Genomic DNA, 19,719 nt, shown 5'->3' with positions numbered 1-19,719 from the left:
ACAGTACAAACTTATAGCGCTAAAAAAAAATAAAAAATGATATTTGTCATATTTGATTTATGTAACAAATATTACAGATAAAAAATGGGGTGTTTTGTATCTTTGAAATAGAAAAAATGTTAGATTATGAATGCAAAATTTAATGATATTATAAATAGTAATGATTTGGTTTTAGTTGACTTCTATGCTGATTGGTGTGGGCCATGTAAAATGATGTCACCCATATTGCAAGAAGTAAAATTAAGTTTGAAAGATGCGGTTAAAATAATAAAAGTAAATGTAGATCAGCATCAAGATTTGGCTAATCATTTTATGGTGAGAGGAGTACCCACCTTAATGTTATTTAAAACGGGAAAAATGTTATGGCGACAATCGGGAGTGTTGAGCGCTAGAGATTTAACTACCATAATTAGTAATCATTTGAATTAATTTTTTTGTATATTTATGAACGAAAAACAAACAAAAACAGAAATAATGAAACTAAAAGTATTGAGTTTGGTAATCCTATTTTTCGGATTGACTTCTTGTTTGAAGAATCAAGCAGATGGTGTTCAAGTGTTAGATGTAGCCAAATATGAGAAAAAAATGGCTCAGCCCGATGTGCAATTGATTGATGTACGTACTCCAGAAGAATTTAACGAGGGTCATTTACAAAATGCTATAAATATTGATATTACTGCTGATGATTTTGATGCAAAAGTAGCAAGTTTAGATAAAGAAAAACCCGTTATGGTATATTGTAAATTAGGAGGAAGAAGTTCTAAAGCAGCTACGCGATTAAAAGAATTAGGATTTAAAAATATTTCCGATTTAGAAGGTGGAATTACCAATTGGACAAATGAGAACAAACCCACTGTAAAATAAACTTAATACTTTAAATTATGAAAAGAAATGTAGGTACAGGCGACCGCTTTTTACGTGTTATGATTGGAGTAATTGCTTTAATTTTAGGTCTTTCAGGTATGTTAGAAGGAACTATGAAATGGGTGGCATTAGGTGTTGGAGCTCTTATGGTTTTTACGGCTTCGGTTCAGTTTTGTCTACTATATACAATTCTTGGAGTTAATACTTGTAAAGTAAAAACTAAAAAATAATTTTAAAAACAAATCTATTTAAGTATGGTTTACTTCGGTGAATTATACTTTTTTTATTTTATAGTATATGATAACATGGCATGATTTTGAAAAGGTTGAAATGCGTGTGGGAACTATCTTAGAAGTGCAAGATTTTCCAAAAGCGAATAAACCTGCGTATCAATTAACAATTGATTTTGGTTCTGAATTAGGAATAAAAAAGTCTTCGGCACAAATAACTAAACGTTATAAAAAAGAAGAGTTACTAGGAAAACAAATTATTGCTGTAGTCAATTTTCCTAAAAAACAAATTGCCGATTTTATGAGCGAATGCTTAGTTTTAGGTTCTGTGGGTAAAGAGAACGATATTGTTTTGCTAACCTCTGATATTTTGGTTGAAAATGGGTTGCGAATAGGGTAAAAAAAAACCCAAACTCATAAGGAATTTGGGATTTATTTTCTTTTTGAAAATTAAATATCGTCGAAATCAATATTTGTAAAACTTTCAGCTGATTTTACTTCGTCTGAAGTGTCAGCATAATTTTCTCTTTTGAAATCTTTTTGGTGTCTTTCTGAAATTACTTCTTCCCCTTTTTGGTCTAATACAAAATCCGTCATTTCATCTAAAATTTCTCTGAAAGCAGCGAAATCTTCTTTGTACAAATAAATTTTGTGTTTTTTAAAGTGAAATGAACCATCTTCTTCTGTAAACTTTTTACTTTCAGTAATGGTAATGTAGTAATCATCTGCTTTTGTAGCTCTTACATCAAAGAAATACGTTCTTCTTCCTGCGCGCAATACTTTAGAAAAAATATCCTCTTTTTCTAACATGTCATTTTCTCTCATAATCCTACTGTCAATTAATTAGTGTTATAGCGTCTCAAAAATCTAAAAAAAAATCGGATTAAACAAAAGTTTAGTCAATTTCTTTTTCCGAAAGTTGTTTTAAATATAACTCTTTATAATAACCATCAAGCTCTAATAGTTGAGAATGAGTACCTTGCTCTTTGATTTTTCCTTCTTCTAAAATAATAATCCAATCTGCATTTTTGGCAGAAGAAACTCGGTGACTCACAATTATAGTTGTTTTGTCTTTGCAATAGTCTAATAAATTGTTCAAAATTGTTTCTTCGGTTTCGGTATCTACGGCGCTCAAACAATCATCTAAAAGTAGCACAGGTGCATTTTTAATTAAAGCACGAGCAATTGAAACACGTTGCTTTTGCCCACCCGATAATGTAATGCCTCGTTCGCCTAAAATGGTTTCGTATTGCTGATTGAAATTCATAATGTTATCATGAACTACGGCTTTTTTTGCCGCTTCCATTACTTCTTCATCAGTTGCATTTTCATTACCAAATTTAATGTTATTCTTTATGCTATCGGAAAACAAGAAAGCATCTTGTGGCACCACGCTAATTTGATCGCGTAAATCGAATAAATTCAAGTTTTTAATATCTTTATTATCAATAAAAATAGTTCCAGAAGTAGTATCATACAAACGACTAATTAAGGTTAAAAGTGTTGACTTTCCTGAACCTGTCTTTCCTAAAATAGCTAAAGTTTTCCCTTTCTTAACCTCAAACGAAATGTTATCTAAAGCTTTAATTTTTGTGTCTTCGTATTCAAAAGAAACTTTGTCAAACTTAATTGCACCTTCAATTGTTGTGTGACTACTAACTGTATTTTTAATTTCAGGTTCTTCTTTTAGGAATTCATTGATCCGCTTTTGCGATGCTTCTGCTTCTTGAACCAATGAAGAAACCCAACCCAATGAAGCTACTGGCCAAGTCAACATGTTGATGTATAAAATGAATTGGGCAATAACTCCAATACTTGCGATTTCGGGGTCGTTATTGATGTACATAGAACCTCCAACGTAAACCACAACCAAGTTACTCAATCCAATAAGCAAAATCATCAACGGACCAAAAAGGGAGTTTACTTTTGCTAAATCCATTGCTTTTGCTCTACTTTCATTACTTAAATCGGTGAATTCTTTTTGTTTTTTGCCCTCAATAGCATACGCTTTAATTACTCGAATTCCCGAAAAAATTTCTTGTGTAAAAGAAGAAAGTGTTGATAAATTCTTTTGAAATTCGCCACTTCTTTTATGAATCATCGAACTAATTTTGAAAATACTGTATGATAAAAGCGGTAAGGGTAATAGTGAATACAAAGTTAGCTTAGGCGAAATATTGTACATATAAATCACCACAATTGTAAAACGCATTAAAGTATTCAACGAATACATTACGGCTGGACCAACATACATTCTGACTTTTCCAACATCTTCGCTAATACGATTCATCAAATCTCCTGTACGATTGCGTTTGTAGAAACTTTGAGTTAAGGTTTGATAGTGATTGAAAATTTCGTTCTTCAAATCAAATTCTACATGGCGCGACATTACAATTAAGGTTTGACGCATCAAGAATGTGAAAAATCCAGCGATTATGGTGGTTCCTAAAATCAGTAAAATGTTGTGAAATAATGATTTTTGGAAGCTAAGTAGGTCACCATCAGGACTTTTAACATAATCTTCAATTACTTTAATTGAGTTTCCAATTAACTCTGGAGTGAATAAAGAGAAGATTTGGGCTACAATTGTAATAAATATTCCTAGTAGGAAACGATATTTGTATTTGACAAAGTATTTGTTTAAATATTGTAATTCTTTCATAGTATTCTTTGGTGTGATAACATTTCCTTATCAAATTAATTAAAAAGACAACTAATTGATAATGAACGATTATCGTATTTTTTAGCTTTTCATTGCTAAATTATTAAAATAAATATAATTTTTTGAATCATTTTAAAATTATTCGTAATATTGTAATTAAATATTGAATAATTTTCAACTCAACTCAAATCGCATGACAGCAGAATTATTAAAAGCAAATGAGCTTCATAAAGTAGATCCAGTTTTTGGTCAGGTATCTTTTGATGGTCATGAACAAGTTGTATTTTGTCACGACAAAGATACAGGATTAAAAGCAATTATTGGAATTCATAACACAGTTTTAGGACCTGCATTAGGAGGAACTAGAATGTGGAATTATACAAACGAATGGGAAGCGTTAAACGACGTTTTACGTTTGTCTCGTGGAATGACTTTCAAAAACTCAATTTCAGGATTAAATTTAGGTGGAGGTAAAGCCGTTATCATTGGTGATGCAAAAACTCAAAAAACACCTGAATTAATGCGTCGTTTTGGACAATTTGTAGATTCATTATCAGGAAAATATATTACTGCTGAAGACGTAGGAATGGAAACCAAAGACATGGATACAGTAAATGAAGTAACAAAACACGTTGCTGGTATTTCTGTTGAAAGAGGTGGTTCTGGAAATCCTTCTCCTGTAACAGCTTACGGAGTTTTCATGGGAATGAAAGCAGCTGCTAAATACAAATTTGGTTCTGATAATTTAGAAGGAAAAAGTGTTTTAGTACAAGGGATTGGTCACGTAGGTGAAGTATTAGTGCAACACTTAACTGAAAGCGGTGCAATCGTTACGATTACGGATATCAACGAAGATAGAGTACATCAAGTAGGAGCGAAGTATGGAGCTAAAATTTTTACAGGTGCTGATTTATACAGTGCTGATGTAGATATTTACGCACCTTGTGCTTTAGGAGCTACTATTAATGATGCTACTATCAACAATATTAAAGCTTCTATCATTGCTGGAGCAGCAAATAACCAATTAGCTAACGAAGCAGTTCACGGAAAAATGTTAAAAGAAAAAGGTATTTTATATGCTCCTGATTTCTTAATCAATGCTGGTGGTGTTATCAATGTGTATTCTGAATTAGTAAAATGGACGAATGCTCAGGTGATGGAAAAAACTGAAAACATCTATAACACAGCATTAGAGATTTTCAAATTTGCAGATGATAACAACATCACTACGCATCAAGCGGCTTTCTCAATGGCGCAAAAACGTATTGATGATGCAAAAAATGAATTAAAGAAGTAATTCGTTTTAAATAAAATTGTATTTTTGCAGAGCGAAAGAGGCAACTCTTTCGCTCTCTTAATTTTATAAAGTTCTTAATTAGTATGTTAAACAGAAGACATATCCGAGTAAAAGTGATGCAGAGTATTTATGCCATGCACCAACATCAATCTGATAATTTGGATAAAGAAGAAAAATTCCTTTTTCAAAGTATCGAAAATACCCAAAATTTGTATCTTTTATTACTTTCTGCCCTTATAGAAATTAAAAGGAAAGAAGAAGAATACATTGATTTGGCTTCTAAAAAACATTTAGCTACTAAAGAAGAGCGTAATCCTAATTTAAAATTCATCAACAATAAAGTTTTGGTTTTATTATCAGAATCGGAAGCATTGGAAACTGCTTTAGATGATAATAATATCAACAACTGGAAATTAAATGATGATATTATTTTAGGTTTGATTGATTCGATTAAAGAAAGTGAGTTGTATCAAAATTATATGCAAAAGCCTGTTGGCAGTTTTGAAGATGACAAAAATTTTATTGTTGATTTATATACCCAAGTAATTGCACCAAGCGATCGTTTATATGATTATTTAGAAGATTATAAATTAACTTGGTTAGACGATTTACCAGCAATAAATACTTTAATTGTAAAACAAATCAAACAATTAAAAGGGGCGCAAGATACTTTAGTAATTCCAAAAGTCTATAAAGACGAAGATGATAAAGATTTTGTAAAAGACTTGTTTAGAAAAACGGTTTTAAATGAAGTAGAATTATCTAAAGAATATATTGATAAAACGCCTAATTGGGATGTAGAACGTATTGCTGAAATCGATACGATTATCTTAAAAATGGCAATTTGTGAGTTGTTGAAATTCCCTTCAATTCCTACGAAAGTAACAATTAACGAATATTTAGAAATAGCAAAAGAATATTCTACACCAAAAAGTAGTATTTTTATCAACGGAATTTTAGATAACTTGGTAAAAGAATTTACTCAAGACGGAAAATTAAAAAAATCAGGTAGAGGTTTATTATAAATTTTAAAAATATGATAAGAAAATCAGTTAGTTTATTCGTTCTTTCATTAGCTGTATTATCAACGGCTTGTAAACAAGGAAGTGCAGCAGATAAAATTACAGATGCTGATATGAAAACCATTGAGGCTGAAAAAGCATTAATTGGTAAATTACCCATAGTTGAATTAGACAAAGAAATTCATGATTTTGGTACTATCAAAGAAGGAGATGTAGTAGAAACTGAATTTATAGTAAAAAATACAGGTGAATCAGATTTAATTATTGCTGATGCCAAAGGAAGTTGTGGTTGTACGGTTCCTCAACCGCCAAAAGATCCAATTAAACCAGGTGATTCTGCTCCTATAAAAGTGTCTTTTGATTCTAAAAATAAACCAGGAGAACAAGAAAAAACAGTGACTTTAACCACTAATACGGCTAATGGTCATGAAACGTTCAAAATTAAAGCAAATGTAACACCAGCTGCTAAATAGTAGCTAAATAATAAATAAATATGAATCCAAGTTTAGCGATACAAATCGTATTAATGATTGCAGTGTTTTATTTTTTATTAATAAGACCGCAACAGCAAAGAGCCAAAAAAGAAAAAGCATTTGAAACCGGATTAAAAGTGGGGGATAGAATTATCACCAAAGCTGGAATTCACGGTAAAATTGCAGAAATGAATGATGATACAGTTGTAGTGGAAACTATGGCAGGTAAAATCAAAATGGAAAAATCTGCTATTTCAATGGAAATGAGTGCTAAATTAGCAGCAAAATAAGATTTTTTATAAAATAAAAAGCCGAATTTCAATTTAGAAATTCGGCTTTTTTTATGCTCTATATTTATCGTTTAATCCCCGTTCTTCTAAAATCATTGGAATGATTTTTTCTAAGCGAGCTATTTGCGTTTTTTCTTGTTTGGCAGTAATTATGTGTTCTATAAACTCTCTTTGTTTGTATGGAGAAAATTTATTGAATTTGGTAAAAAGTTCTGAATTATTATCCAATTCTTTTTGCAATAACTCAGGGATAATAGTTTCTTTTTTTTCTTTTGGAATTGACAGTCCTTTTTCTTCAATCTCAATGGCTTCTTTTATATAGTTTAAAATCAGTTTTTCATCGATTTCGTTAGCTGAATTAAATCGCATTTGACGTAAAGATTTGGTGTTTTCTTCATTAGCATTGATAAGCAATTTTTTTTCATCTTTCAAAAAAACACCATTGTAAAACCAAATTCCAAAATAGGATTTAAAACCACCAATTCCTACTACATTTTTATTTTTATAGGTATACACGGGTCCGCCCCACTTAGTAGTTTCAACTAAGGGTGTTTTACGAATTATAGCGTGCAATTGTTCTATTTCGTTATCCCATTGGTTGGTTTTATTCCATTTGTTTTCTGTTTCCAAAATTATATATATTAATGTTTTTCAAATATAAAAAATCTTCCAAAAAAAAGAGGAACAATGTCCTCTTTAATTAGTCTTAGAATTTTACTTTTACTGTAATTGGTTTACCATTTCGCATTACGGTTACGTCTTTCTCATCACCCACGTTTAGTTTAGCTAAACAATCCATGTAACCATATACTTCTTTGATTTCGCAATCCCCAATTTTTACCAAAATATCACCTGCTATAATTCCAGCTGTATGAGCAGGACGATTATCGGTAACTCCATCAATATGCAAACCATCACCATGATCAGTATAATCTGGCATAATCCCCAATGTTACTTTATATTTTGGAACTACTTTTTCTGAATTCATGGCGGTTTTAGTGAATTCAATTTTTTCTAATTTTTCAATATCCGAACATACTCTAAATACATAATCTGTAATGTTTTTCACGCCATAATAGTTGATTTTATCTTCATCATCTGATGGTTTATGATAGTCATTATGCGTTCCAGTAAAGAAAAATAATACAGGAATATCTTTTAAATAAAACGATGTATGATCAGAAGGGCCTTGTCCAGCCAGGTCTAAAGTAATATTAAAACCAGCAGGTTTATTTTTGTTTACGATTTTTGTGAATTCTGGAGAAGTTCCAACACCACCCACTGTTAAGCCTTTATCTGTATTTAATCGTCCAATCATATCCATATTAATCATTGTTACTACATTTGGATATAAGGATTTCAAGGTTTCAGTCATGTGTTTAGAACCAATTAAACCATCTTCTTCACCCGAAAACAAAGCAAAAATATAATTCGCATTTTCTTTTGCTTTGTTTTTTGATAACATACGCGCTAATTCTAAAACTCCAGCCACGCCCGAAGAATTATCATCAGCACCATTATGAATTTCACCATGAGAATTTGGTTTCGTAGAATGATTGTGTTCGTTTAAACCTAAATGATCATAATGTGCTCCAATAACAATCGTTTTAGAAGCTTTGTTATCTAAAAATGCAATTACATTGGTTCCGTGATTTGCTTTATCACCAGAGCCATCTGTAGCATGTGGATTCAATTTTACTTTATAATTGAATTTTTGAAAGTAACTATTGTTAGCATAAGGTTTTAATCCCAATGCTTTGAATTCTTTTGCGATGTAATCTGCTGCTTTTTTTTCTCCTATTGAACCAGTTAAGCGACCTTGTAATTCATCTGAGGCTAAATAAGTGATATGTTTTTTTAGCGATTTTGGTTGGGCAATTTCAGCAGCATCACCTTCAACCCAATCGGCAATAAAAACATTGGTTTCTCTTGGTTTGCTTTGCATTCTATTACTTGAGAAAACCAATTTTTTTCCATCTGGTGAAAACATTGGAAACGCGTTAAATTCGCTTTCCCAAGTAATTTGTTGTAAGTTTTCGCCATTAATATCAATCATAAACAATTGAAAATCATATCCACGAGTTGAATGATGATTTGAAGAAAATATAATCTTCTTATCAGAAGGATGAAAGTAAGGAGCCCAATTGGCTTTACCAAGATTCGTAATTTGTTTTAAATCTGAACCATCAATGTTGCACGTGTAGATTTCCATTTCAGATGGAGCGACAAGATTTTGTGCTAATAAATCTTTATATTCTTTAATAGCTTCAGGCGTTTTTGGACGAGACGAACGAAATACAATTTTTTTACTATCGTGCGAAAAGAAACAACCACCATCATATCCTAATCCAGAAGTGATTTGCTTCAAATTGCTTCCATCAATATCCATGACATAAATTTCTAAATCACCACTTCTAATACTTGTGAAAGCAATCTTTTTTCCATCTGGAGATACTACCGCTTCAGCATCATAACCCGGGCTATTGGTAAGTTGTTTAACGATTTTTCCATTTAAATCTGCCATATAAATGTCAAATTCAGGATAAATTGCCCATAGATATTTTCCATCTATTGGCTTTGGCGGTGCTGGACAAGCATGGTCTGCAGCGTGAGTAGAAGCATATATGATATGCTTTCCGTCAGGCATATAAAACGAACAAGTAGTTCTCCCTTTTCCAGTTGAAACTAATTGCAAACTTTTTTCATTGAATTCTTGTGCTTGTAAATCTAACATGAAGATTTGATCACACGTAACCCCAAACGCTTTATTGGTAACTTGAAGCGTTAATTTGTCACCTTTTGGACTAAAATAAGCTTCGGCATTATCGCCTCCAAAAGTTAACTGTTTGATGTTTTTAAGATGTTTTTCTTGAGCTACCGAAATACTGCTAACAATTAAAAGAACACCTAATAATAGATTTTTTTTCATGTTTATTTTTTGAAACATAATTGCTTTGATTTTTAATAACAATAGAATGCGAATATACAAAAAAAGACAAGCTGTAAATTGCTTGTCTTTATAATACTTATCTATACGTAAATAGATTATTTTTTAAATGTTGCTGTAATCTCGGCAATTTTTACAATTACTTCTGTAGCTTTTACCATGCTTTCAACGGGAACATATTCATATTTTCCGTGAAAATTGTGTCCGCCAGCAAAAATATTTGGACAAGGTAATCCTTTGTAAGATAATTGACATCCATCCGTTCCACCGCGAATAGGTTTTATAATAGGTTTAATTCCTAATTCCTTCATCGCTTTCTCGGCAATTTCTACAATATGAAAAACAGGTTTTACTTTTTCTTTCATGTTGTAATATTGATCTTTTACTTCAGCAATTACAATTTCTTCTCCAAATTGTTTTTTCCATTTTTTATTGAATTTATTCGCTAATTCATGGATAAACTCTTTTCTTTCTTTGAATTTTTTAGCACTATGGTCACGAATGATTAATTCAACAACCGTTTCTTCAATACTTCCAGTGATACCTACTACATGAAAGAAACCTTCATATCCTTTTGTTTTTTCTGGAATTTCGTTTTTAGGTAATTTTGAAATAAACTGATTTGCTAACAACATGGAATTAATCATTTTTCCTTTTGCATAGCCTGGGTGAACACTTTTTCCTTTAAATGTAATTTTAGCACCAGCGGCATTAAAATTCTCGTATTCTAATTCACCTATTTGACTTCCGTCCATTGTATAGGCCCATTCGCAACCAAATTTCTCTACATCAAACTTGTGTGCTCCACGTCCAATTTCTTCATCTGGAGTAAAACCTACACGAATTTTTCCGTGCTTGATTTCGGGATGTTGGATTAAGTATTCCATTGCCGACATAATTTCTGTAATACCCGCTTTATCATCAGCACCAAGTAAAGTGGTTCCGTCTGTTGTAATTAAAGTTTGTCCTTTGTATTGCAATAAGTCTTTAAAATAACTGGGTGATAAAACAATGTTTTGTTTTTTATTCAAAACGATATCTCCGCCATCGTAATTTTTTACAATTTGTGGCTTTACGTTAGCACCCGTAAAATCAGGAGTTGTATCATAATGTGAAACAAAACCAATAGTAGGAACTTCATGTTTTACATTACTTTCTAATGTAGCCATAACATAACCATTTTTGTCAATAGTTACTTCTGTCATACCCATTGCTTTAAGTTCTTTTACTAAAAGATTTGCAAGGTCGAGTTGTTTTTTAGTACTTGGTGTAGTATCAGAATTTGGATCTGATTCGGTGTCTATAGTAACGTAGCTTATAAAGCGATCGATAATGTGTTGCATGATTAATAATTTGTACAAATATATGGAATAGGTTGAATAGGTTAATTAATTCTCCTATTCATTTTATAAATTAGGCAAACTAAATTATTTCCCGATACAATATCTTTTTTCTCTTTATTAATAAGGGTTAAAGAGGTTAGAGGTGTACTCGGGGTGTTAAAAATTAAATTTATTTAAGTTTTAAAACTTTAACAAAAATAAGTAAAAAATAAAGATCTTGGATTAAAAAATAGTTGTTTAATTTTAAAAAGGATACAATTATTTAAAAGTAAATTGGAGTTAACAAATGCTTTTGAATTCTATTTAACAATATTTTATACAAACAATAATTCATTTTTTATACATTTGTGATGTTTTAAAGTTAAAAATGAAAAAATATCACATAATATTAATAGTTTTATTAGGCATGTTTTTAATGCCTAATACTGCTATGGCTTGTGGTAACTCTAATTCAAAACATTCTTGTGAAAAAGAAGTTTCATCTAACAAAACTGAAAAGAAGTGTTGTTGTAGTAATGACAGTTCTGAAAGCAAAGATGAAAAGGGATGTAATGGCGATTGTGGTCATTCAAATTGTGGTTGTTCTATGACTTGTCCTTCTTCTTCAATCATTTTTATTCCAGAAATTACTTTTAAAATTAACTTTATTCAATATTCTTCAATAGAGAAAGTTAAGTTTTCATACACGGCACCATCAATCTCAGATGGTTTTCATTCTATTTGGCTAATACCTAAAATAGGCTAAATTCTTTTTTTGACAGCCATTAGTGTGTCAAATTTATAGCATTTTGCTATCAGATTAATCATCAGTTTACTTTCCGTTTTTATTTTTAATTATTTTAAGCAGATAGACTTGTAAACTGTTATTCATTATTTTTTTATCAACTTATCAAAGGAATTCACTTTGATTACTAATACATTATTAAAATGAAAAATTCATTTAAAAATATAATGCTAGCAACTTTTATATTGCTTAGTATTGCTGTCAATGCACAAATTAAAAATGCAAAAACAGAAACAGTTAAAATTTATGGAAACTGTGGAATGTGCGAAACCAAAATCGAAAATGCAGGAAATATCAAAAAAGTAGCTAAAGTAGATTGGGATCAAGATTCGAAGATGGCCACTTTAACTTATGATACTACTAAAACTAATCCAGACGAAATACTAAAAAGAATAGCATTAGCAGGATATGATAGTGATAAGTTTCTTGCACCAGATGATGTCTATGACAATCTTCATGGATGTTGTCAATATGACAGAGTTGCTAAAGTTCCAGTTAAAGAAGAAATCAAAGTGGAAGAAACTACTGAAATCCATAATAATCATGTAAACCACAATGAAACTTCAAAGATGGTACTTCAAGAAGTTAACCAACTTAAAGTTGTTTTTGATAACTATTTTGTGGTAAAAGATGCTATGATTTCTTCTGATGGTAACACAACTTCAATTGCTTCAAAGGAATTACTAACTGCAATAAACAATGTTAAAATGGACAAATTGGATATGGATGTTCATATGGTTTGGATGAAAGTTGTAAATCAAATTAAAAAAGATACTGAACTGATTTCAAAATCAAAAGATATTAATAAACAACGAAATCACTTTACAACATTATCAAAAGACATTTATTCATTATTAAAAGTTGCAAAGTATGAGGTTCCAGTTTATTTCCAACATTGCCCTATGTACAATGATGGTAAAGGTGCAAATTGGTTAAGTAAAGAAAATGCAGTAAAAAATCCTTACTACGGCTCAATGATGTTAACTTGTGGAAAAACGGTAGAAACTATTAAATAATCTAAAATGAGAAGAATAATTTTTGCATTTTTTTTAATTACTAATATAGCCACTGCACAGATTGATGTTGGAGATACAATACCATCAATAGCATTAAAAAGTACTAGTAATACAGAGGTAAATATTACATCTTTTAAAGGGAAATATGTATTAATTGATTTTTGGGCATCATGGTGTGGTCCTTGCAGATTAGGCAATAAAAAGTTAGTAAAACTACATAATGAAGTTAGTTCAGATAAAATAGAAATAATAGGAATATCAATCGATACAGATACTAATAAATGGCTAAAAGCTGTTGAAAAAGATAAAATTAAATTTACCCAATTGATAGACTCAAAAGGTTTTGATGCTGAAACAGCAATACAATTTGGTGTAGAGGAATTACCATCGAAATTTTTATTCAATGAAGAAGGTATTCTAATTGCAAAAAATCCAACAGAAGAAGAAATAATTAAATTAATAGAAAAGTAAAATGAAAAAAATAAATAAAGTATATCTAGTAATTGCATCAATCGTTTTGATGTTTTCAATAAAAAGTAATGCACAAATTGTAAAAGCTGAAATTAGAGCAACGGGTTTAACTTGCTCAATGTGTTCAAATGCTATAAATAAGCAACTTAAAGCATTACCAGACGTTATCAATGTTGAAACTGACTTAAATACTAACACATTCACGGTAACTCTTAAAGAAGGAAATGAATTAAGTCCAAAAACATTTAAGGAAAAAGTAGAAAAAGCAGGTTTTTTTATTGGATCATTAGTAATAACTGCCAAAGCTGAAACCATTAGTAAAAGTCCTTACATTTTAGTAAATGACAAAAAAGACACTACAGAAGTTGTTAAATTTCAAGTAGTTGATAAAGGTTATGTTACAGAAAAAGAGTTTAAAAAATTATCAAAATCATTTAAGGACATTTCGACTTATGTTGCAAACAGTGAAGATGATTTTCATATTAAAATTTTAAACTAATGAGAAAGTTTTTTATTCTAATAATATTATTCAGTATTCAAAAAAGTGTAAGTCAAGAACTGTTTCTAATCACAGATCCCGCTAGTAATGTTCCGGCAAACTCATTAGGTGTCAATCTTCTTCAATCACGTTTTAAAGAAGAATTTAAATCAGGATATAGTTATCATCTGATGCCCGAAGTTACATATGGGATTAATAAAAATTTGATGGTTCGTGCATCTGCTTTTGTGAGTAACAGAAGTAATGATTTAGTAACAGAAGGAGGAAGCTTTTATGTCAAATATCGTTTTTATTCTACAGATGATTTAAACAGTCATTTCCGTATGGCAGCTTTTGGAAGATATAGTTTCAATAATGCCGACATACATCAGGAACAAATTGAAATCATGGGACATAATACGGGTTTTGAATCTGGAATTGTGGCTACTAAACTGATTAAAAAATTAGCAATTAGTTCATCAATTAGTTTTGAGAAAGCTTTTGACAACAAACCAGATTATCCATTTCCAAACGAATTAGGAGATAATGCCACTAATTACACTCTTTCTTTTGGAAAATTAATGTACCCTAAAAAGTACACTAGTTTCAAACAAACCAATATCAATTTAATGGTTGAATTTGCAGGTCAAACCATTAACGAAAACGGTAAATCATATTTGGATGTTGTGCCTGTAATTCAATTTATTTTCAACAGTCAAGCGAGAGTTGATGTAGCTTACAGACATGAGTTAATGAGTTCAATGGTACGTTCGGCGCCAAATGGAGTGTATTTCAATTTGTATTATACTTTCTTCAATTTAAAAAAGCAAAGTAATTAATTTCAAAAATCAATTATCATGAAAACACTATTTATTATAGCGTTGTTAGCAATTACAATAACTTCTTGCAATCACAAAGTAAAAGAAACCGATGGCATAGAAACAAAATCAACTTCGAACGAATTGTATGCTTGTTCTATACATCCAGAAATTACAGGAAAAAAGGGTGAAGAATGTTCAAAATGTGGAATGGAATTAACGGAGCCTGTACAACAAAAAGAAGCAACACATAACCACAATGATGGTTCACACGAACATAAAGATACAACAACAGTTGAAGCTCAAAATGTTCAGGAAAAGACAGAAGTTTCTCAAGAATCAACAAATCAATTTTCAACATCTGAAATTATTGCTAACTATTTAAAACTTAAAAATGCTTTGACAAAAGATGATAGTAAAGTAGCTGCTATAACTGCAAAAAGTTTATTAAAAACATTTAATAGTACTGATACTTCTTCTCTTAATTCAAAATTAAAAAATGAACTTTTAAGTATATTAGAAAAAGGTAGCGTTCATGCAAAGCATATCGGAGATAATTCTGGCAAAATTCATAATCAAAGAGAACATTTTATTATGCTAAGTAATAGCATTAATGATTTAATCATAACCTTTGGTTCAAAGCAAAAACTATATCAAGATTTCTGTCCCATGGCAAATGATGGTAAAGGAGCTATTTGGATAAGTGAGGTTAAGGAAATTAAAAACCCTTATTATGGTGCTGAAATGTTGAGTTGTGGTAGTTTGAAAAAGACATTCTAACATAAAAAGGCAATGAAACTCTATATTAAAAATATGGTTTGCGATCGTTGTAAAATGGTTGTTAAAAATGAAATCGAAAATTTAGGATATTCACTAGTAAAAGTTGAATTAGGAGAAATTGAACTGAATCAAGAGATTACAGATATTCAAAAAAAGGATATTAAATTAAATCTTGAGAAGTTTGGTTTTGAAGTAATTGATGATAAAAGAAGTCGAATAATTGAACTTATCAAAAATAAATTAATTGATTTAGTTCAAAATAAAAATGCAGATTTAGATAAAAATCTATCGTTATTTCTCTCAGAAAACCTAAATCAGGATTACAGTAAACTAAGTAATTTATTTTCAGAGATTGAAGGTATTAGTATAGAAAAGTATTTTATAAATCTAAAAATTGAAAAAGTTAAAGAGCTTATTATTTATGATGAATTAAGTTTTAGTGAAATTGCTGATTTACTTAATTACAGTAGTGTAGCACATTTAAGTAACCAATTTAAAAAAATAACTGGTTTTACACCAACGCATTTCAAACAAATAAAAGAAGCTAAACGAACGCAAATCGATAAATTATAAATAGTGTAAATCATTTCCATAATTATACAAGTCAACTTAAGCCAATCATCAGAACTTTGTACCAATAAAACTCATAAAGATGAAAACTGAAACAAGAAAACAGATTTACATTCCTCTTGAAAATGTTGAGAGTGAGCACTGTGCTTTAATAGTTGATAAAGGTATACAGTCAGTAAAAAACATTACAAGTCATACTGTAGAGTTAAATAACAATCGAGCAGTTATTGAAACAGATAAACCTGAAGAAGTTATTCCGAATGTTGTAAAAACTATTCGTGATTTAGGATATGAAGTAACAACAATAAAAAAGACAATTCCGGTGCTTCAAATGACTTGTGCTTCATGTGCGATTAGTACAGAAAGCATCGTAAAATTTTTACCTGGTATTGTTTCATCACAAGTTAATTATGCAACAGCCACTTTAACAGTTGAATATATTCCGAGTTTAGTTACAGTAAATCAAATGCGTCAAGCAGTTCAAAGCATTGGTTATGATTTATTTATTGAGGAAGGAAATGAAAATTCTGAAACTTTAGAAGAACTTCACCAAAAAAAATATAATTTACTAAAAAAGAAAACAATTGGAGCTGTTTTTTTGACATTACCACTAGTAATTATAGCCATGTTTTTTAGGGATATTCCTTACGCTAATTACATTATGTGGGTGTTATCAACTCCTGTAATTTTAGGTTTTGGTAAAGACTTTTTTATAAATGCTTGGAAGCAAACTAAACATGGGTCTGCCAATATGGACACACTAGTTGCATTAAGTACAGGTGTTGCTTATATATTTAGTGTATTCAATACTCTTTTCCCAGATTATTGGCATTCAAAAGGATTACACGCTCATGTTTATTTTGAATCTGCAGCAGTAGTAATTGCTTTTATTTTATTAGGTAAGTTACTGGAAGAGAATGCTAAAGGAAATACATCTTCAGCAATTAAGAAGTTAATCGGCTTACAACCCAAAACCGTTAACATATTAGATACTGAACAGAATCAAATAGCATTACCTATTGAACAAGTTGAAGTTGGAATGACCATCATAGTTAAGCCAGGAGATAAAGTAGCGGTTGATGGAATAGTAACACAAGGAAGTTCGTTTGTAGATGAAAGCATGTTAAGTGGAGAACCATTAGCTGTTAAAAAGGAAGTAAATGATAAAGTGTTTTCAGGAACAATCAATCAAAAAGGAAGTTTCCAGTTTAAAGCTGAAAAAATTGGTTCAGATACTATGTTGGCTCAAATCATTAAAATGGTTCAAGAAGCACAAGGTAGTAAAGCTCCAGTGCAGAAATTGGTGGATAAAATTGCAGGTATATTTGTACCAATTGTTATAGGAATTGCAATTCTTTCTCTTATATCATGGGTAATTTTAGGAGGTGAAAATGGATTTACACAAGGAATACTAGCTTTAGTGACAGTTTTAGTAATTGCATGTCCATGTGCATTAGGTTTGGCAACTCCAACAGCTATTATGGTTGGTGTGGGTAAAGGAGCTGAGCAAGGTATTTTGATTAAAGACGCTGAAAGTTTAGAATTAGCAAAAAAAGTAGATGCTATAATTCTGGATAAAACAGGAACTATTACCTATGGAAAACCTACTGTAACCAATAGTAAATGGTTGGATGAAAATGATAACTTAAAACAAATATTATTAAGTATTGAAAAACAATCTGAGCATCCATTAGCTGAAGCCGTTGTAAATTATCTAAAAGATATAAATACGGTTCACATACATCATATTGAAAGTCTAACAGGTAAAGGTGTTAGAGCAAATTATAAGGATATTAATTATTTAGTGGGTAATCAAAAACTATTAACCGAAAACCAAATACTAATAGACAATTCCTTAAAGGAACAAGCAGATAAATGGTTGCATAAAGCAAAAACAGTTATATGGTTTGCGGATGACAAAAAAGCTTTAGCAGTTTTAGCTATAGCAGATGAGATTAAAGAAACTTCTATTGAAGCAATTAAGGAATTACAAAAAATGGGTATTGAAGTCCATATGTTAACCGGAGATAATTATAATACAGCTAAAGCTATTGCTGAAAAAACAGGAATTTCAAGTTTCAAAGGTGAAGTACTTCCAAAAGACAAAGCCGATTTTGTAAAAGAACTTCAAGCAAAAGGTAAAATTGTAGCTATGGTAGGTGATGGTATTAACGACAGTACCGCATTAGCTCAAGCCAATGTGAGTATTGCAATGGGAAAAGGAAGTGATATTGCAATCGATGTTGCCAAAATGACAATTATATCATCCGACTTAATGAAAATTTCAACAGCAATAAAACTCTCAAAAAGCACTGTAAATACAATAAAACAAAATTTATTTTGGGCATTTATTTATAATGTTGTAGGTATTCCAATTGCAGCTGGAATTCTTTACCCAATCAATGGTTTTTTACTTAATCCAATGATTGCTGGAGCAGCAATGGCACTAAGTAGTATAAGTGTTGTTGGCAATAGTTTAAGGCTTAAATATTTCAATAGTTAATTAAAATCATAAAACAATGGAAAAGAATATTTTTAAATTCAAAACGAATATAAATTGTATGGGCTGTGTCGCAAAAGTTACACCCACATTAAATGAGATTTCTGAGATAGAAAACTGGGAAGTTGATGTCCAAAATAAGGATAAAGTTTTAACTATTGAAACACAATCTTTAAATCAGAATGAAATAGTAGCAGCAGTTGAAAAGGCTGGTTTTAAAATTGAAAAAATAACTAACTAACAAGATGAGAAAAATAATCTTTACAAGCTTTCTATTAATTCAAGCGTTATTAATAAATGCTCAAGAAAAAATTCAAATAAGAACAACATCTGCAAGTCCTGCTTCATCATTTGAACAGGAAGTCGGCAGTGCAAAAATTAAAATAGCCTATAGTAGACCATTAGTAAGAGGCAGAAAAATATTTGGTGAGTTAGTACCATTTGATAAACTTTGGCGAACTGGTGCAAGTGATTGTACCGTAATTACAACTTCTGAAGATATCTCCTTTGGTAATAGTATATTAAAAGCGGGTAGTTATTCAATATTTTCAATTCCTTCAATTAATGAGTGGACAATAATCATTAATACAGATATAACTTTACATGGTGAAACCGGCTATGATGAGAAAAAAGACGTAATGCGTTTTAAAGTTCCCACAGAAAAAAGTCCCTATTTCTATGAAACATTTACAATTGAATTAAATGACATTAATAGCAAAGGTGAAGCATTTCTAAAAATCTTTTGGGAAAATACTATGGTCAAAATACCAATTAAAAGTAAAGAGGACGATATGTTATTAGCGTTGATAGACCAACATATCGTTAAAGGAAAAACGCAAGATGCCAACTTATTATTTCAAGCAGCTAACTATTATTACAGTACAAATAGAGATTTCAAACAAGCAATTAAATGGCTATTGGATGCTGAAAAGTTAAATCCTCAAAATTTCCATTATCCAAATTTGAGACAAAAAATAGCATCGGAAAACAAAGATTACACTAGTGCTATTGAAGCTGCAAAAAGGGCAGTATCATTAGCAGATAAGGAAAAAATGAAAAAAACTATAGAAACATTGAACAATAAAATAGCAAGTTGGGAATTGCTATTAAAAAAATAAAATCAAAAATGCTTGATTTTCAAAAATTTGCAATAACTAAAATGAAAATATCAGAT

At 30.5% G+C, this 19,719-nt stretch carries 23 protein-coding genes; 18 read left to right on the top strand and 5 right to left on the bottom strand.

What is annotated here, in order from left to right:
* The first annotated feature begins 126 nt into the window (after positions 1-126).
* The 4 genes from trxA (at position 127) to V7P59_RS10175 (ending at position 1,494) form a co-directional block, all read left to right on the top strand.
* A complete protein-coding gene (gene trxA, locus V7P59_RS10190; RefSeq protein WP_333810056.1) occupies positions 127-429 on the top strand; it encodes a thioredoxin in 303 nt (100 codons plus the stop codon).
* 45 nt (positions 430-474) lie between these two features.
* Complete coding sequence (locus V7P59_RS10185) at positions 475-864, top strand: rhodanese-like domain-containing protein (RefSeq protein WP_333810055.1); 390 nt, start codon at positions 475-477, stop codon at positions 862-864.
* 17 nt (positions 865-881) lie between these two features.
* Entirely contained in the window at positions 882-1,094 is a 213-nt protein-coding gene (locus V7P59_RS10180) for a YgaP family membrane protein (protein ID WP_333810054.1), read from the top strand.
* 67 nt (positions 1,095-1,161) lie between these two features.
* On the top strand, positions 1,162-1,494 hold the full coding sequence (locus V7P59_RS10175) for a tRNA-binding protein (protein WP_333810053.1): 333 nt from the start codon (positions 1,162-1,164) through the stop codon (positions 1,492-1,494).
* A 50-nt stretch (positions 1,495-1,544) separates the two neighbouring features.
* Here V7P59_RS10175 and V7P59_RS10170 read toward each other — a convergent pair whose 3' ends face one another.
* Positions 1,545-1,919: a PUR family DNA/RNA-binding protein gene (locus V7P59_RS10170; protein ID WP_333810052.1), complete on the bottom strand. Its 375-nt coding sequence runs from the start codon at positions 1,917-1,919 to the stop codon at positions 1,545-1,547.
* Positions 1,920-1,989: 70 nt separating this feature from the next.
* Positions 1,990-3,756, bottom strand: a complete 1,767-nt coding sequence (locus tag V7P59_RS10165; protein ID WP_333810051.1) for an ABC transporter ATP-binding protein — start codon at positions 3,754-3,756, stop codon at positions 1,990-1,992.
* 193 nt (positions 3,757-3,949) lie between these two features.
* Here V7P59_RS10165 and V7P59_RS10160 point away from each other — a divergent pair, with 193 nt between their 5' ends.
* From V7P59_RS10160 to yajC, 4 genes are all read left to right on the top strand, one after another.
* The gene (locus tag V7P59_RS10160) at positions 3,950-5,053 is read left to right on the top strand and encodes a Glu/Leu/Phe/Val dehydrogenase dimerization domain-containing protein (RefSeq protein ID WP_333810050.1); all 1,104 of its coding nucleotides are present in this window, start codon (positions 3,950-3,952) and stop codon (positions 5,051-5,053) included.
* Between the two features lie 83 nt (positions 5,054-5,136).
* The gene (gene nusB, locus V7P59_RS10155) at positions 5,137-6,078 is read left to right on the top strand and encodes a transcription antitermination factor NusB (protein ID WP_333810049.1); all 942 of its coding nucleotides are present in this window, start codon (positions 5,137-5,139) and stop codon (positions 6,076-6,078) included.
* A gap of 11 nt (positions 6,079-6,089) precedes the next feature.
* Positions 6,090-6,548 (top strand): DUF1573 domain-containing protein, encoded by a 459-nt coding sequence (locus V7P59_RS10150; protein WP_333810048.1) that lies wholly within the window; start codon positions 6,090-6,092, stop codon positions 6,546-6,548.
* 20 nt (positions 6,549-6,568) lie between these two features.
* Complete coding sequence (gene yajC, locus V7P59_RS10145) at positions 6,569-6,838, top strand: preprotein translocase subunit YajC (RefSeq protein ID WP_333810047.1); 270 nt, start codon at positions 6,569-6,571, stop codon at positions 6,836-6,838.
* Positions 6,839-6,889: 51 nt separating this feature from the next.
* Here yajC and V7P59_RS10140 read toward each other — a convergent pair whose 3' ends face one another.
* From V7P59_RS10140 to pepT, 3 genes are all read right to left on the bottom strand, one after another.
* Positions 6,890-7,468 (bottom strand): YdeI/OmpD-associated family protein, encoded by a 579-nt coding sequence (locus tag V7P59_RS10140; protein ID WP_333810046.1) that lies wholly within the window; start codon positions 7,466-7,468, stop codon positions 6,890-6,892.
* Between the two features lie 76 nt (positions 7,469-7,544).
* Positions 7,545-9,767 (bottom strand): M20/M25/M40 family metallo-hydrolase, encoded by a 2,223-nt coding sequence (locus V7P59_RS10135; RefSeq protein ID WP_333810045.1) that lies wholly within the window; start codon positions 9,765-9,767, stop codon positions 7,545-7,547.
* A gap of 116 nt (positions 9,768-9,883) precedes the next feature.
* Positions 9,884-11,128, bottom strand: coding sequence for a peptidase T (gene pepT, locus V7P59_RS10130; RefSeq protein WP_333810044.1), 1,245 nt, complete (start codon positions 11,126-11,128; stop codon positions 9,884-9,886).
* Positions 11,129-11,495: 367 nt separating this feature from the next.
* On the opposite strand from pepT, the gene V7P59_RS10125 reads away from it, so the two are divergent.
* The 10 genes from V7P59_RS10125 to V7P59_RS10080 all read left to right on the top strand — a co-directional run bounded on the left by V7P59_RS10125 (position 11,496) and on the right by V7P59_RS10080 (position 19,663).
* Complete coding sequence (locus V7P59_RS10125; protein ID WP_035693491.1) at positions 11,496-11,873, top strand: hypothetical protein; 378 nt, start codon at positions 11,496-11,498, stop codon at positions 11,871-11,873.
* Between the two features lie 182 nt (positions 11,874-12,055).
* Positions 12,056-12,928 carry a DUF3347 domain-containing protein gene (locus tag V7P59_RS10120; protein ID WP_264369088.1) on the top strand — a complete coding sequence of 291 codons (873 nt, stop codon included), beginning with the start codon at positions 12,056-12,058 and terminating at the stop codon, positions 12,926-12,928.
* 6 nt (positions 12,929-12,934) lie between these two features.
* On the top strand, positions 12,935-13,399 hold the full coding sequence (locus tag V7P59_RS10115) for a TlpA family protein disulfide reductase (RefSeq protein ID WP_333810042.1): 465 nt from the start codon (positions 12,935-12,937) through the stop codon (positions 13,397-13,399).
* 1 nt (position 13,400) lies between these two features.
* The gene (locus V7P59_RS10110) at positions 13,401-13,898 is read left to right on the top strand and encodes a heavy-metal-associated domain-containing protein (RefSeq protein ID WP_333810041.1); all 498 of its coding nucleotides are present in this window, start codon (positions 13,401-13,403) and stop codon (positions 13,896-13,898) included.
* Positions 13,898-14,716, top strand: coding sequence for a hypothetical protein (locus V7P59_RS10105; RefSeq protein ID WP_288981939.1), 819 nt, complete (start codon positions 13,898-13,900; stop codon positions 14,714-14,716). Before V7P59_RS10110 ends, V7P59_RS10105 begins: the two co-directional genes overlap by 1 nt.
* Positions 14,717-14,734: 18 nt before the next feature.
* Positions 14,735-15,475 carry a DUF3347 domain-containing protein gene (locus V7P59_RS10100; RefSeq protein WP_333810040.1) on the top strand — a complete coding sequence of 247 codons (741 nt, stop codon included), beginning with the start codon at positions 14,735-14,737 and terminating at the stop codon, positions 15,473-15,475.
* Between the two features lie 12 nt (positions 15,476-15,487).
* A complete protein-coding gene (locus V7P59_RS10095; RefSeq protein WP_262319440.1) occupies positions 15,488-16,048 on the top strand; it encodes an AraC family transcriptional regulator in 561 nt (186 codons plus the stop codon).
* Between the two features lie 79 nt (positions 16,049-16,127).
* Positions 16,128-18,548 (top strand): heavy metal translocating P-type ATPase, encoded by a 2,421-nt coding sequence (locus V7P59_RS10090; protein WP_333810039.1) that lies wholly within the window; start codon positions 16,128-16,130, stop codon positions 18,546-18,548.
* A gap of 16 nt (positions 18,549-18,564) precedes the next feature.
* On the top strand, positions 18,565-18,786 hold the full coding sequence (locus tag V7P59_RS10085) for a heavy-metal-associated domain-containing protein (RefSeq protein WP_262319442.1): 222 nt from the start codon (positions 18,565-18,567) through the stop codon (positions 18,784-18,786).
* 4 nt (positions 18,787-18,790) lie between these two features.
* Entirely contained in the window at positions 18,791-19,663 is an 873-nt protein-coding gene (locus V7P59_RS10080; RefSeq protein ID WP_333810038.1) for a DUF2911 domain-containing protein, read from the top strand.
* The last annotated feature ends 56 nt before the right edge of the window (positions 19,664-19,719 follow it).

Origin of the sequence: Flavobacterium sp., from assembly GCF_036782315.1 — a bacterium.
Lineage (GTDB): Bacteria > Bacteroidota > Bacteroidia > Flavobacteriales > Flavobacteriaceae > Flavobacterium.
Note: the sequence above shows the minus strand (reverse complement) of the source record. Positions and strands in the feature narration are given on the sequence as shown.

Excerpts from the sequence above, each read along its gene's own strand:
- trxA (WP_333810056.1), top strand. The coding sequence starts at position 127 with ATGAATGCAAAATTTAATGATATTATAAATAGTAATGATTTGGTTTTA.
- V7P59_RS10185 (WP_333810055.1), top strand. The coding sequence starts at position 475 with ATGAAACTAAAAGTATTGAGTTTGGTAATCCTATTTTTCGGATTGACT.
- V7P59_RS10180 (WP_333810054.1), top strand. The coding sequence starts at position 882 with ATGAAAAGAAATGTAGGTACAGGCGACCGCTTTTTACGTGTTATGATT.
- V7P59_RS10175 (WP_333810053.1), top strand. The coding sequence starts at position 1,162 with ATGATAACATGGCATGATTTTGAAAAGGTTGAAATGCGTGTGGGAACT.
- V7P59_RS10170 (WP_333810052.1), bottom strand. The coding sequence starts at position 1,919 with ATGAGAGAAAATGACATGTTAGAAAAAGAGGATATTTTTTCTAAAGTA.
- V7P59_RS10165 (WP_333810051.1), bottom strand. The coding sequence starts at position 3,756 with ATGAAAGAATTACAATATTTAAACAAATACTTTGTCAAATACAAATAT.
- V7P59_RS10160 (WP_333810050.1), top strand. The coding sequence starts at position 3,950 with ATGACAGCAGAATTATTAAAAGCAAATGAGCTTCATAAAGTAGATCCA.
- nusB (WP_333810049.1), top strand. The coding sequence starts at position 5,137 with ATGTTAAACAGAAGACATATCCGAGTAAAAGTGATGCAGAGTATTTAT.
- V7P59_RS10150 (WP_333810048.1), top strand. The coding sequence starts at position 6,090 with ATGATAAGAAAATCAGTTAGTTTATTCGTTCTTTCATTAGCTGTATTA.
- yajC (WP_333810047.1), top strand. The coding sequence starts at position 6,569 with ATGAATCCAAGTTTAGCGATACAAATCGTATTAATGATTGCAGTGTTT.
- V7P59_RS10135 (WP_333810045.1), bottom strand. The coding sequence starts at position 9,767 with ATGAAAAAAAATCTATTATTAGGTGTTCTTTTAATTGTTAGCAGTATT.
- pepT (WP_333810044.1), bottom strand. The coding sequence starts at position 11,128 with ATGCAACACATTATCGATCGCTTTATAAGCTACGTTACTATAGACACC.
- V7P59_RS10125 (WP_035693491.1), top strand. The coding sequence starts at position 11,496 with ATGAAAAAATATCACATAATATTAATAGTTTTATTAGGCATGTTTTTA.
- V7P59_RS10120 (WP_264369088.1), top strand. The coding sequence starts at position 12,056 with ATGAAAAATTCATTTAAAAATATAATGCTAGCAACTTTTATATTGCTT.
- V7P59_RS10115 (WP_333810042.1), top strand. The coding sequence starts at position 12,935 with ATGAGAAGAATAATTTTTGCATTTTTTTTAATTACTAATATAGCCACT.
- V7P59_RS10110 (WP_333810041.1), top strand. The coding sequence starts at position 13,401 with ATGAAAAAAATAAATAAAGTATATCTAGTAATTGCATCAATCGTTTTG.
- V7P59_RS10105 (WP_288981939.1), top strand. The coding sequence starts at position 13,898 with ATGAGAAAGTTTTTTATTCTAATAATATTATTCAGTATTCAAAAAAGT.
- V7P59_RS10100 (WP_333810040.1), top strand. The coding sequence starts at position 14,735 with ATGAAAACACTATTTATTATAGCGTTGTTAGCAATTACAATAACTTCT.
- V7P59_RS10095 (WP_262319440.1), top strand. The coding sequence starts at position 15,488 with ATGAAACTCTATATTAAAAATATGGTTTGCGATCGTTGTAAAATGGTT.
- V7P59_RS10090 (WP_333810039.1), top strand. The coding sequence starts at position 16,128 with ATGAAAACTGAAACAAGAAAACAGATTTACATTCCTCTTGAAAATGTT.
- V7P59_RS10085 (WP_262319442.1), top strand. The coding sequence starts at position 18,565 with ATGGAAAAGAATATTTTTAAATTCAAAACGAATATAAATTGTATGGGC.
- V7P59_RS10080 (WP_333810038.1), top strand. The coding sequence starts at position 18,791 with ATGAGAAAAATAATCTTTACAAGCTTTCTATTAATTCAAGCGTTATTA.